The sequence below is a fragment of the Bradyrhizobium pachyrhizi genome (genome assembly GCF_001189245.1).
Classification (GTDB): Bacteria; Pseudomonadota; Alphaproteobacteria; order Rhizobiales; family Xanthobacteraceae; genus Bradyrhizobium; species Bradyrhizobium pachyrhizi.
Genome location: NZ_LFIQ01000123.1, coordinates 19,241 through 31,075, shown reverse-complemented (window position 1 = coordinate 31,075; position 11,835 = coordinate 19,241). Strand labels below are relative to the sequence as shown.

At 65.1% G+C, this 11,835-nt stretch carries 13 protein-coding genes; 6 read left to right on the top strand and 7 right to left on the bottom strand.

The genetic code is table 11. The features are described 5' to 3' along the window. A partial coding sequence (locus tag AKL29_RS46150; RefSeq protein ID WP_244482653.1) for an acetamidase/formamidase family protein occupies positions 1-1,309 on the top strand: 1,309 nt, incomplete at its 5' end. A gap of 76 nt (positions 1,310-1,385) precedes the next feature. Here the strand turns inward: AKL29_RS46150 and phaR are convergent. Continuing rightward, the gene (gene phaR / locus AKL29_RS38380; protein WP_016841133.1) at positions 1,386-1,976 is read right to left on the bottom strand and encodes a polyhydroxyalkanoate synthesis repressor PhaR; all 591 of its coding nucleotides are present in this window, start codon (positions 1,974-1,976) and stop codon (positions 1,386-1,388) included. A 313-nt stretch (positions 1,977-2,289) separates the two neighbouring features. Between phaR and AKL29_RS38375 the strand changes: the two genes are divergently transcribed. The 3 genes from AKL29_RS38375 (at position 2,290) to yddG (ending at position 5,421) form a co-directional block, all read left to right on the top strand. Continuing rightward, positions 2,290-3,468 carry an acetyl-CoA C-acetyltransferase gene (locus AKL29_RS38375; protein ID WP_050387764.1) on the top strand — a complete coding sequence of 393 codons (1,179 nt, stop codon included), beginning with the start codon at positions 2,290-2,292 and terminating at the stop codon, positions 3,466-3,468. 168 nt (positions 3,469-3,636) lie between these two features. Further along, positions 3,637-4,362 (top strand): acetoacetyl-CoA reductase, encoded by a 726-nt coding sequence (gene phbB, locus AKL29_RS38370; RefSeq protein ID WP_016841131.1) that lies wholly within the window; start codon positions 3,637-3,639, stop codon positions 4,360-4,362. A gap of 186 nt (positions 4,363-4,548) precedes the next feature. Then, positions 4,549-5,421, top strand: a complete 873-nt coding sequence (gene yddG / locus AKL29_RS38365) for an aromatic amino acid exporter YddG (protein ID WP_050387763.1) — start codon at positions 4,549-4,551, stop codon at positions 5,419-5,421. Positions 5,422-5,511: 90 nt separating this feature from the next. Here yddG and AKL29_RS38360 read toward each other — a convergent pair whose 3' ends face one another. After that, entirely contained in the window at positions 5,512-5,943 is a 432-nt protein-coding gene (locus AKL29_RS38360) for a cupin domain-containing protein (protein WP_050387762.1), read from the bottom strand. Then, positions 5,943-6,710 carry a hydroxyacylglutathione hydrolase gene (gene gloB / locus AKL29_RS38355; protein WP_050387761.1) on the bottom strand — a complete coding sequence of 256 codons (768 nt, stop codon included), beginning with the start codon at positions 6,708-6,710 and terminating at the stop codon, positions 5,943-5,945. Before gloB ends, AKL29_RS38360 begins: the two co-directional genes overlap by 1 nt. Positions 6,711-6,894: 184 nt before the next feature. On the opposite strand from gloB, the gene AKL29_RS38350 reads away from it, so the two are divergent. Then, entirely contained in the window at positions 6,895-7,647 is a 753-nt protein-coding gene (locus tag AKL29_RS38350) for a class I SAM-dependent methyltransferase (RefSeq protein WP_050387760.1), read from the top strand. Between the two features lie 44 nt (positions 7,648-7,691). Here AKL29_RS38350 and AKL29_RS38345 read toward each other — a convergent pair whose 3' ends face one another. Beyond that, complete coding sequence (locus AKL29_RS38345; protein ID WP_050387759.1) at positions 7,692-8,477, bottom strand: DUF4167 domain-containing protein; 786 nt, start codon at positions 8,475-8,477, stop codon at positions 7,692-7,694. Positions 8,478-8,958: 481 nt separating this feature from the next. Further along, positions 8,959-9,846 (bottom strand): peptide chain release factor N(5)-glutamine methyltransferase, encoded by an 888-nt coding sequence (gene prmC, locus AKL29_RS38340; RefSeq protein WP_050387758.1) that lies wholly within the window; start codon positions 9,844-9,846, stop codon positions 8,959-8,961. Between the two features lie 105 nt (positions 9,847-9,951). On the opposite strand from prmC, the gene AKL29_RS38335 reads away from it, so the two are divergent. Next, entirely contained in the window at positions 9,952-10,377 is a 426-nt protein-coding gene (locus tag AKL29_RS38335) for an HIT domain-containing protein (RefSeq protein ID WP_050387757.1), read from the top strand. Here the strand turns inward: AKL29_RS38335 and AKL29_RS38330 are convergent. Together AKL29_RS38330 and AKL29_RS46145 are read right to left on the bottom strand one after the other, a co-directional pair. Then, entirely contained in the window at positions 10,374-11,072 is a 699-nt protein-coding gene (locus AKL29_RS38330) for an ABC transporter ATP-binding protein (RefSeq protein WP_050387756.1), read from the bottom strand. The two genes, AKL29_RS38335 and AKL29_RS38330, sit on opposite strands and share 4 nt — an antisense overlap. Next, the coding region (locus tag AKL29_RS46145; RefSeq protein WP_244482652.1) for an ABC transporter ATP-binding protein at positions 11,069-11,835 on the bottom strand (767 nt) is incomplete at its 5' end. The genes AKL29_RS46145 and AKL29_RS38330, both read right to left, overlap by 4 nt.

The following is an 11,835-nucleotide window of genomic DNA, read 5'->3' as shown; positions in this document are numbered from 1 at the left end:
GCCGCCGGAGCCGATCATGCCGGTTGAACTGCCGGCGGCTGTACCGGAAGGGCGGGGCGCCTCGCATCACCATCTCAAGGTGTCCAGGGAGACCGCGCATTGGGGCTATCTCAGCCGCGCCATCCCGCCGGTCATGAGCGTGCAGTCGGGCGCGGTGGTGACGATCGAGACGCTGACCCAGCACGCATTCGATGATTATGAGCGCATGATCAAGGGCGACCCGGGTGCGGAGAGCGTGTTTCGCTGGACCGCCGAGGGCAAGTCGGTCGAACGGCGCGGCGCCGGCCCGATGGATGGTTCGATCTTCGGCCGCGGCGCCGGCGAAGGGTTCGGCGTGCACATCTGCACCGGACCGATCTATGTCTGCGGCGCGGAGCCGGGCGATGTGCTCGAGGTGCAGATCCTCGATATCTGGCCGCGGCCATCAGCCAACCCGGCCTATGCCGGCAAGTCGTTCGGCAGCAATGCCGCGGCCTGGTGGGGCTTTCAATACAACGATCTGATCGATCCGCCGGCCAAGCGCGAGACCATCACGATCTTCGAGACCGATGCAGAGGCCGAGTGGGCCCGCGCTGTCTATTCCTACCGCTGGACGCCGCAGACCGATCCGTTCGGCGTGCGCCACGAGACGATGGATTATCCCGGCGTGCCGGTCGATCACGCCACCGTCGAGAAACAGCCCGGCGTGCTCGCCGGCGTGCGGATTCCGGCACGGCTGCATTTCGGCTTCATGGCGGTGGCGCCGCGCGAATCCGACATCATCGATTCGATTCCGCCCGGCTATTTCGGCGGCAATGTCGACAATTGGCGCGCCACCAAGGGCACCACGCTCTATCTGCCGGTCGCAGTATCAGGCGCGCTGTTCTCGATCGGCGATCCGCACTTCGCGCAAGGCGACGGCGAGGTCAACGGCACCGCGCTCGAGCTTTCGCTCACCGGCCAGTTTCGCTTCATCCTGCACAAGAGCGGCAGGGCGACCAAGCCGCATGTCGAAGGGCTCGCGCACCCGCTGTTGGAAACGCCGGAGGAGTGGATCCTGCACGGCTTCAGCTACGGCAATTATCTGCGCGAGCTCGGGCGCAACGCGCAGTCGGAAATCTACCAGCGCTCGTCGGTCGATCTCGCGCTGCGCAATGCGTTCCGGGCGACGCGCAAATTCCTGATGGAGTGCTACCGTCTCAGCGAGGATGAGGCGCTGGCGCTGATCTCGCTCGGCGTCGATTTCGGCGTCACGCAGGTTGCCGACGGCAATTGGGGCGTCCACGCGATCGTCCGCAAGAGCATGCTCCCCGGGGCAAGGGGCGCCTGACGCCGGCCTGAGTTGCCGCCGTCAGGATTGCGCGAAACGATAGCGGCCGGTGAGTCCGGCCGATCGGCGAAGCGACCTACTCGTCCTTCTTCGTCGGCTGCGACATGCGCTCGAGGCGTTCCTGCATGTCCTTCATCTGGCGGCGAAGGTCGTCGATGTTGCCGTCATCGGGCGTGGGCTCCGGCGCCTTCTCGGCCTCGCCGCCGCCGCGTTGCGGCACGAACGGCTTGAACATCGAGAAGGTCTGCTGGAACAGCTCCATGTTGCGGCGGACCTGTTCTTCCAGCGGCGCAAACGGTGTGCCGCTCAGCGCTCCCGCGATCTGCTTGCGGAATTTTTCCTGTTCCTTGGTCAGCGTCTCGATCGACTGTTCGAGATATTTCGGCACCACCATCTGCATGCTGTCGCCGTAGAAGCGGATCAGCTGGCGCAGGAAAGTGGTCGGCAGCAGGTTCTGCCCGGCCTTGTTTTCCTGCTCGAAGATGATTTGCGCGAGCACGGAGCGGGTAATGTCGTCGCCGGTCTTGGCGTCATAGACGAGGAAATCCTCGCCTTCCTTCACCATCGCCGCGAGATCCTCGAGCGTCACATAGGTGCTCGTCCCGGTATTATAGAGCCGCCGGTTCGCGTATTTCTTGATCGTGGTCGGTTGTTCAGATTTTGCCATGGGCTCTCACTTCAACACCGAAGAACCTGGAACCCTACGGCATCGCCGCAGGGCAAAATGCAACGCATCGCAGCAAAGGTAAGCATTTTCAAAGCGGTTCGGCTACAGTTTTGTGCTATGCGGTTAATTCCAAAGCATAGGATTTGCTCAGGAAAGTGCCAAGGCCGTCATTTTGAGTGCGTCGCGGCGCGATTTGCCCGACAGTGCGATTGACATGTCTCGATGAGGTTTACAGGATAGCCGTCAAGAGACAGGCCCGCCAAATCGGCCGCCCGCCGTCGAGAAACCCAGCTACAACCCATAGGAGATGTCCATGTCAGACGATGTCGTCATCGTCAGCGCCGCCCGCACCCCCGTCGGTAGCTTCAACGGCGCTTTCGCCACCACGCCGGCCCATGACCTCGGTGCGATCGCCATCAAGGCGGCGCTGGAGCGTGCCGGCGTCGAGGGCGGCCAAGTCTCCGAAGTCATCATGGGCCAGATCCTCACCGCCGCGCAGGGCCAGAACCCGGCCCGCCAGGCCTCGATCGCGGCCGGCATCCCGGTGGAAAGCCCGGCCTGGGGCGTCAACCAGCTCTGCGGCTCCGGCCTGCGCACCGTGGCGCTCGGCTACCAGGCGCTGCTCAACGGTGATTCCTCGATCGTCGTCGCGGGGGGCCAGGAATCCATGAGCATGGCCCCGCACGCGCAGTATCTGCGTGGCGGCGTCAAGATGGGCGGCCTCGAACTGATCGACACCATGATCAAGGACGGGCTGTGGGATGCCTTCAACGGCTACCACATGGGCAACACCGCCGAGAACGTCGCCAAGCAGTACCAGATCACCCGGTCGCAGCAGGACGAGTTCGCGGTCAGTTCGCAAAACAAGGCCGAGGCGGCGCAGAAGGCCGGCAAGTTCAAGGACGAGATCGTCCCGGTCACCATCAAGTCCCGCAAGGGCGATATCGTGGTCGACACCGACGAGTATCCGCGACATGGCGCCACGCTCGACGCGATGGCCAAGCTCCGCGCGGCCTTCGAGAAGGAGGGCACCGTGACCGCCGGCAACGCCTCGGGCATCAATGACGGCGCCGCCGCCGTCGTGCTGATGACCGCCAAGGAAGCCGCCAAGCAGGGCAAGAAGGTGCTGGCCCGCATCGTCTCGTGGGGCCAGGCCGGCGTCGACCCCAAGATCATGGGCACCGGCCCGATCCCCGCCTCGCGCGCCGCGCTGAAGAAGGCCGGCTGGAACATCGCCGACCTCGATCTGATCGAGGCCAACGAGGCGTTCGCGGCGCAGGCGTGTGCGGTGAACAAGGACCTCGGCTGGGATCCGGCCAAGGTCAACGTCAATGGCGGCGCGATCGCGATCGGCCATCCGGTCGGCGCGTCGGGTGCGCGCGTGCTGGTGACGCTGCTGCACGAGATGCAGAAGCGCGATGCCAAGAAGGGCCTCGCGACGCTGTGCATCGGCGGCGGCATGGGCATCGCTATGTGCGTTGCACGCGACTGAACAAAAGGCAGCGAGGCCGGTTAGGTGATGAAAAGATCATCTGTCAACCGCGGCGCGAGCTGATAAATAAGATGCCCGGCTTTGCGCCGGGCATTTTTGTTTCGAGGGGTTGTGAGTGCGTAGGCCGGAGTTATCCGGTTATAAAAGACGGCCAAGGAGGAAACGGACATGGCACGTGTTGCATTGGTGACGGGCGGAACGCGCGGTATTGGAGCTGCGATCAGCAAGGCGCTGAAAGCGGCGGGCTACAAGGTGGCGGCGAGCTACGCCGGCAATGACGCCGCGGCGGAGAAGTTCAAGGCGGAGAGCGGGATTCCGGTCTACAAGTGGGACGTCGCGTCGTTCGACGCCTGCGCGGCCGGCGTCAAGCAGGTCGAGGCCGATCTCGGCCCGGTCGACGTGCTCGTCAACAATGCCGGCATCACCAAGGATACCGCATTTCATAAGATGACGGTCGAGCAGTGGAATGCCGTGATCAACACCAATCTCGGCTCGCTGTTCAACATGACGCGCCAGGTGATCGAGGGCATGCGCGCCCGCAAGTTCGGCCGCGTCATCTCGATCTCCTCCATCAACGGCCAGAAGGGCCAGTTCGGCCAGGTCAACTACTCCGCGGCAAAGGCCGGCGACATCGGCTTCACCAAGGCGCTGGCGCTCGAGAACGCCAAGGGCGGCATCACCGTGAACGTGATCTGCCCCGGCTATATCAACACCGAGATGGTGCAGGCGGTGCCGAAGGACGTGCTCGAGAAGAACGTGATCCCGCAGATTCCGGTCGCCCGGCTCGGCGAACCCGAAGAGATCGCGCGGGCCGTGGTGTTCCTGGCCGCCGACGATGCCGGTTTCATCACCGGCTCGACGCTGACCGTGAACGGCGGCCAGTATCACGCCTGACGCGAGCAGCGTCGTCGCGTCGCAGGCGCGCACAATCAAGTAGCGAATGCCCGGCCTTGTGCCGGGCATTTTCGTCTTTACAACGCGCCACACGCGAAGGAAGACGTGGCCGGCCGGGACATCGGCGAGCGGCTGCAGACCGCCGTCCTTTCGACAGTCATGCCGGCCACGACGGATTGAATTGAGATGACGACCCGAACTGCCACCTTTGTCGGACTGACCGCCATCCTGATGTGGTCGCTGCTGTCGGTCATGACGGTCGCGACCGGAGCCATACCGGCGTTCCAGCTTGCGGCCATGACGTTTGCGATCGGCGCCGCGGTCGCGTTCGCGAGCTTCCTGTTGCGTCCATCGGCCTTCGGCGCGTTGAAGCAACCGGCGGTCGCCTGGGTCGTCGGCGTCGGCGGGCTGTTCGGCTATCACGCGCTGTATTTCCTGGCGCTGCGCTTCGCCCCGCCGGCCGAGGCCGGCCTGCTCAATTATCTCTGGCCGCTGTTGATCGTGCTGTTCTCTTCGCTGCTGCCGGGCGAGCGGCTTGCGGTGCACCACATCGTCGGCGCGCTGCTCGGCCTCGCCGGCACCGTGCTGCTGTTCGCCGGCAACACCGGCGCCTTCACGAAAGAGCAGATTCCAGGTTTCGCGGCCGCCTTCGTCGCGGCGTTCGTGTGGGCGTCCTATTCGGTGATGTCGCGCCGGCTCAAGGCGGTGCCGACCGATGCGGTGGCCGGCTTCTGCCTTGCGACCGCCGTGCTTGCGGCGCTGGTGCACATGATGGTGGAGACGACGGTGTGGCCCGCGACGCCGCTGCAATGGCTCGCCGTCGTCGCGCTCGGCATCGGTCCGGTGGGGGCCGCGTTCTTCGCCTGGGACATCGGCATGAAGCGCGGCGACATCCGCGTGCTCGGTGCCGCCTCCTACGCCACGCCGCTGCTCTCGACCGCGTTCCTGATTCTGGCGGGCTTCGCCAAGCCGAGTGCCAACATCGCGATCGCCGCGATCCTGATCGCCGGCGGCGGGTTGATCGCGGCGAAAGACATGGTGCTGAGAAAAAGAACGTAAGGATGGATAGAGCGAAGCGAAACCCATCAACTTCTATCCACGCGGCGAGATGATGGGTTTCGCTGCGCTCTACCCATCCTACGAGAGCTCTTACGGAGCCGGCTCCCAGCCCTTTGGCGCCAGCTCGAACTTTGCGAACTCGAATCCCGGCGCGACGGTGCAGCCGACCAGCGTCCAGTCGCCACAGCTTTCCGCGGCCTGCCAAGCGTCCGCCGGCACGATTGCCTGTGGCCGCTCGCCGCGCGCCACATCCGGCCCGAGCGTGATCGAATGTGGAGCGCCGTCCTCTGCAATCCGCAGCGTCAGCGGCGCGCCGGCGTAATAGTGCCACATCTCGACCGCGTCGATACGGTGCCAGTGCGAGCGCTCGCCACGCGCCAGCAGGAAGTAGATCGCGGTCGAATGCGCGCGGCCGTTGGCGTCGCAGCGCGCGTCGCGGAACGTCTCGCGATAGTGCCCGCCCTCGGGATGCGGCTGCAGCGCGAGCCGCGCGATGATGTCGGCAGCCGAGAGGTCGGCCATCACGACTTGTTCTTGCGCTCGCGGAGCTCGCCGAACACCAGCGCCGGGTCGGCGCCCTTCATGTGCAGCTTGGCCGCGACCGCGGGCTCGTCGGCGCGCAGGAACACGTTGGCCTTCTTCTCGTCGCCGAGCAGCACCGGAATCGTCGGCTTGTTCTCGGCGCGAAGTTTTGTGACTTCTTCGGCCCGCTTCTGCAGGGCCGGATTGTCAGGCTCGATGGTGAGCGCGAACTTCACATTCGCCGCGGTATATTCATGGCCGCAATAGAGACGAAAATCATCCGGCAGCGAGCGCAGCTTCAGCAGCGAATCCCACATCATGGGATAGGTGCCCTCGAACACCCGGCCGCAGCCGATCGAGAACAGCGTATCGGCGGCGAACACCGCCTTCTCGCCGTCGAACACATAGGAGATGTGATCGAGCGTATGGCCGGGCGTCTCGACCACGCGTGCGAGCAGGCTGCCGACCTTGATGACATCGGCATTGGCGGCGCGCAGATCGACATTGGCGATCTTGGCCGACTGGTCGCGCGGGGCGACGACGCGGCAGCCATATTTCTGCTTCAGCTCGGCAACGCCGCCGACATGGTCGCCATGGTGATGGGTGATCAGGATATCGGTGAGCGTCCAGCCTTCGCGCTCCAGCGCCTTGATGATCGGGCCGGCCTCCGGCGCGTCGATCGACGCGGTCGCCTTGGTCGCGGGATCGTGGATCAAATACCCGAAATTGTCGGTGAGGCAGCTGAAAGTGCGAATTTCGGCGGTCATGATATCTCCACGAACAAACGGGACGGACATTTCAAAGCATGATGTATTCGAAAGACCGGTATCGACTTTCCCGGGTCATGCTTTTAACGCGCCCAATATAGGGGTGAAATATGGCGTTAACGCTCCGGCGGCAATGCAATTTTCCGCGCACCCGGGCAGCGGGGGGCGTGTTAGGCTAAACACCATGGACGTCATCGACCTGCGCGACTTCTATTCGCAGCGCCTCGGCATCGTGGCGCGGCAGCTGATCAACCGGGGTATCCGCGCGCGGTGGCCGAACGCGGAAGGCCAGCGCGTGCTCGGCCTCGGCTATCCGACCCCCTATCTCGGCCTGTTCCGTGAGTCCTGCGAGCGCTGCATTGCCTTCATGCCGGCGGCCCAGGGCGTGCTGAAATGGCCGACCGGCCGGCCGGCGCTGGCCACCCTGATCGACGAATTCTCGATGCCGCTGCCGGATGCCGCGGTCGACCGCGTGCTGCTGGTGCACGCGCTGGAGATGTCCGATGATCCGGAGCGGTTGCTGCGCGAGGTGTGGCGGGTGCTCTCGCCATCGGGGCGGGTGATCGCGATCATCCCGAATCGCCGCGGCGTCTGGACGCGCACCGACGCCACGCCGTTCGGCCATGGCCGGCCCTATTCGCGGGCGCAGATCACGCAGCTGTTGCGGCAGACCTGGTTCACGCCGTCGTCGTGGGGCGAGGCGCTGTTCATGCCGCCGGTGCAGGGCAGCTGGTTCCTGCGCTCGGCGATGGCGTGGGAGCGGGTCGGCGCGGCGCTGTCGATGCCGTTCGCCGGCGTGCATATCGTGGAGGCGACCAAGCAGGTTTATCGCGCGATTCCCGCGCGCCGCGAGCGCACGCAACTGATCCCGTCATTGCGTCCGGTGCTGGTGCCGTCCTCGACGGCGACGCGCAAATCGGCTCACACCGAGCCGTGAAATGTCACCCTCCCCGGAAGGGGGAGGGTGGCTGCACAGTTGCGTTACTCGTTGCCCTGATTGAAGTCATCGCTCGGCGCGGGCTGCGCCGCCAGGTCGGAGCGCGGGCCGTGCGGACGGCGACGGCGGCGCGGGAAGCGCTCGCTCCGTTCGCCGCGTTCTGCGCCGCCATTGTTGCCTTCATAGGCGCCGTTGACCTGCGGCTGCGCGCCGCCGGTGATGAACGAGGGCAGGCGATCGACGCCGCCGGCATCGGCCATCGCGGGCTGCGGCTGGTTCTGCGGCTGCGGCTGGTATTGCGGCTGCGGACGATGATCGCGCTCACGATGTTCACGCGGTTGATGCTCACGCGGTTGCTGGTCACGCTCGCGATGCTCGCGCGGCTGCTGCTGATCGCGCTGGTACGGCTGCTGGCCGTTGTCGCGCATGAAGGGTTGCTGCTGCTGCGGCACGAAGCCCGGCTCCTGGCCGAAGCTCGAATAGCCGTCGCTGTCGTCGTCGCCGTCTTCGGTCGGCGTGACCTCGGCGTCCGGGCGCGGTTGCTGCTGGTTCTGCCGGAACTGCTCCTGCGCGGCCGCGATGATCCGGTAGTAGTGCTCGGCGTGCTGATAGTAGTTCTCAGCTGCCACCGGATCGCCGGAGGAGCGCGCATCGCGCGCAAGCTGAACGTATTTCTCGGCCACGTGGGAGGCCGTGCCGCGGATCTTGATGTCGGGTCCGTTCGATTCATACACCCGTGTCAGGGGATTCTGGCCGCGCCGGTTATTGTTGTTGTTATTGTTGTTGTTATTCCGGTTGCGCATCCGCTTGTTGTTCTGACCGTTTCTCATCTGTCGCCTTTTATTCCAGCCCTGAAGTTATTGCAGTCCACAGTCCGATTTCTCAGAAGTCCGATTCCCAGAGTCCGATTCGGCGCGCGCCTAGGCACACGGAATCGCAATACCGTTCGAAGTGGTTTCGATGTCGCCGACCATCTCGTTCAGCAAAGTCGCGTGCAGCAAAGACGCGTTCCCCAACCGCCGGCAATCGCGCCAGCGACCAAATCATTCCGCCCGTTGAGACAGGCTCAGTTCTCGTGCGTAAGTCTTCAAGCGCAATAACAGGCTTTCGTTCGCTTGGCGGTCGAGAGCAGCACAGCTTCGGCTATTGCGCTCTATGTGACCTGCGTTCCTGGAACCTTTCGATCGGCGGGCTCTGCTGAACCCTGGTCATCACCCGTAACGGATTACGGGGCCAGCACCGATGTTGTGCCCGGAACGTAGTCGTTCCCGGGGGATAATCCAAGAGGTTTTTTTTCGTTCCAATAGGACTTTATCGGGGCAGCCGGCGGGCGGAAACGGCCCTCGAAACGCCCCCCAGATCGGCCTTGGGCGGCCCTGTTGGGGATAACCCGGATGCCGTCATCAGCGCTTCAACGTCGCCGCTCTGGCCTTGTCCAACTTCCACAACCAGAAATCCGCCTGAGGCCAAAAGACCCGCAGATTGCGAAATCAGCGCGCGGTAGGCGTCGAGCCCGTCGGCACCGCCGTCGAGCGCCGCGCGCGGATCATGCGCGCGCACTTCGATGTCGAGCGCAGCGATATCGGCCGAGGGAATGTAGGGCGGGTTGGACACGATCAGCTCGAATGCGCCGGCCAGCCCGCTGCCGTAGTCGCACTCGATCCATGTCGTGCGCTGGCTAAGTCCGAGCGCGGCGGCGTTGCGGCTCGCGGTCTGCAGCGCTTCCGCCGAGATGTCGGTGGCGAAGCCATGTGCGTTCGGCAGTTCCGAGAGCAGCGCCAGCAGGATTGCGCCGGAACCGGTGCCGAGATCGGCGATCCGCAACGCGCGCTCGGCCGCGCCGTCGGCGCGCAGCAGTTCGAGTGCGCGCTCGACCACCGTCTCGGTGTCGGGGCGCGGCACCAGCGTCGCGGCGGACAGATGCAGCGGCAATCCCCAGAACTCCTTGACGCCGAGGATGCGCGCGATCGGTTCGCCGGCGAGGCGGCGCTGCGCGAGACGCTCGAGGTGATCCGCCTCGTCTCCCGTCAGCGCGCGCTTCGCGCCGGTGACCATGCCGGTCAGATCGAGCCCCAGCGCGGCGCCGACCAGCAGTCGCGCATCGAGCTCGGCGGCGTCGCGGCCGGCCGCCTTGAGGCGGGCGGCGAGGCTGCGCCTGATACTCTCGACGGTCTGGCCATTTCCAGCAGGTTCGCTCATCGCGCGTTGTTAGCCGATGGTCGATGCGGCGTCGATATCACTTGCGCCCCGTGCGGCCGGCGCGCACGGTCGAAATCTCAACCCATCGATCCGGAACGCGCGACCATGACGGGCTATGACGACCAGAACATCTTCGCCAAGATCCTGCGCGGCGAGGTCCCGAGCTTCAAGGTCTACGAGACCGACCGGACCTTTGCCTTTCTCGACATCATGCCGCGATCGCCGGGACATACCCTGGTGATTCCGAAGGCGCCCGCGCGCGGCATCCTCGACATCGCGGACGACGACCTCGCCGCGGTGGCGCGATCGGCCAAGCGCATCGCCATCGCCGCGATGAAGGCGTTTGCCGCCGACGGCATCATCATCCAGCAGTTCAGCGAGCCCGCCAGCGGCCAGGTGGTGTTTCACCTGCATATGCATGTGATGCCGGTGAAGGCCGGCGTCGCGCTGCTGCCCGCGCAGACCCGCAAGGAGGAGATGGACGTGCTCATCGATCACGCCAAACGCATGATTGCGGCGCTCGCATGCTAGACGCCGAGATAGCGCTGCAGGACCTCGGGCTGCGCCTTGATCTCCTGCGCCGGCCCTTCATGGACGATGTGCCCGTTGTTGATGATGTAGATGCGCTGCGCCAGCGCCAGCGTCGCGGCGAGATTCTGCTCCACCAGCACGATGGTCTGCCCGGCCTCGGCCAGATCGCGGCACGCCTTCATCAGGTCGCGCACGATCACGGGGGCCAGTCCCTCGAACGGCTCGTCGAGCAGGATGATCTTGGGATCGCGCACCAGCGCGCGCGCGATCGCCAGCATCTGCTGCTCGCCGCCGGACAGGTCGGTGCCGCGGTTGCCGCGCCTCTCGCGCAGCCGCGGGAACATCTCGTAGATGCGTTCGAGCGGCCAGCGCTGCGAGGCGGTCAGGCCTGCGATCACGAGGTTCTCCTCGACGCTCAGGCTGCCGAAGATGCGGCGCTCCTCATGGACCAGCTGCATGCCGGCCTGCGCGATCTTGTGGCTCTTCCGGCCGGAGATCTCGACGCCGTCGAACATCACCGAGCCGCGGCGCGGGGTGACGACGCCCATCAGGCTCTTCAGCGTCGTGCTCTTGCCGGCGCCGTTACGCCCGAGCAGCGCCACGACCTCGTTGCGCTCGACGCGCAAGGAGACGTCGAACAGGATATGGGAATCCCCGTAATAGCTGTTCAGTCCATTGACCTCGAGCAGGCTCATGCGGCGAGCACTCCATGCACGCCGCCAAGATAGGCTTCCTGGACGGTCGAGTTGTTCTTGATCTCTTCCGGCGTTCCCTCGACCAGCACGCGGCCTTCCTGCAGCACGGTGACGCGCTCGGCGAGTTCGAACAGCGCATCCATGTCGTGATCGATGATGATCATGGTGCGCCCCTGGCTGATCGACTTCAGCAGCTTGACGGTCTCGACGCGTTCGCGCGGGCTCATGCCGGCCAGCGGCTCGTCGAGCAGCAACAGGCTCGGCGACGTCGCCAGCGCCAGCCCGATCTCCAGCCGTCGCTTCTCGCCATAGGCGAGCTCGGACACGGGCGTATCGGGCCTCGATGTGAGATTGACCAGCTCCAGCGTTTGCTGCACGCGCTCCGACAGGCCGGGGATGCTGTCGATGCTGCGGAACAGGTCGAGCTTGAACTTGCCGCGCAGCGCCGACAGCGCCGCGATCACCAGATTCTCGCGCACCGTCAGCCCGGCGAATAGCTGGTTGACCTGGTAGCTCTTGGTCAGGCCGAGCTGACAGACGTCGGTGACGTTCATGCCGGTGATGTCGCGGCCCTCGAACAGGATGGTGCCCGAGGTCGGGTGCACCTCGCAGGTCAGCATCTTGAAGAAGGTCGACTTGCCCGCGCCGTTCGGGCCGATGATGCCGCGCAGCTCGCCGTGATTGACGGTGAAGTCGATGTCGCTGTTGGCGAGCAGGCCGCCATAGCGCTTGGTCAGGCCCCTGGCCTGGAGGATCGGTCCGG

Coding starts and splice junctions, on each gene's coding strand:
- phaR (WP_016841133.1), bottom strand. CDS start 1,976: ATGGCAAAATCTGAACAACCGACCACGATCAAGAAATACGCGAACCGG.
- AKL29_RS38375 (WP_050387764.1), top strand. CDS start 2,290: ATGTCAGACGATGTCGTCATCGTCAGCGCCGCCCGCACCCCCGTCGGT.
- phbB (WP_016841131.1), top strand. CDS start 3,637: ATGGCACGTGTTGCATTGGTGACGGGCGGAACGCGCGGTATTGGAGCT.
- yddG (WP_050387763.1), top strand. CDS start 4,549: ATGACGACCCGAACTGCCACCTTTGTCGGACTGACCGCCATCCTGATG.
- AKL29_RS38360 (WP_050387762.1), bottom strand. CDS start 5,943: ATGGCCGACCTCTCGGCTGCCGACATCATCGCGCGGCTCGCGCTGCAG.
- gloB (WP_050387761.1), bottom strand. CDS start 6,710: ATGACCGCCGAAATTCGCACTTTCAGCTGCCTCACCGACAATTTCGGG.
- AKL29_RS38350 (WP_050387760.1), top strand. CDS start 6,895: ATGGACGTCATCGACCTGCGCGACTTCTATTCGCAGCGCCTCGGCATC.
- AKL29_RS38345 (WP_050387759.1), bottom strand. CDS start 8,477: ATGAGAAACGGTCAGAACAACAAGCGGATGCGCAACCGGAATAACAAC.
- prmC (WP_050387758.1), bottom strand. CDS start 9,846: ATGAGCGAACCTGCTGGAAATGGCCAGACCGTCGAGAGTATCAGGCGC.
- AKL29_RS38335 (WP_050387757.1), top strand. CDS start 9,952: ATGACGGGCTATGACGACCAGAACATCTTCGCCAAGATCCTGCGCGGC.
- AKL29_RS38330 (WP_050387756.1), bottom strand. CDS start 11,072: ATGAGCCTGCTCGAGGTCAATGGACTGAACAGCTATTACGGGGATTCC.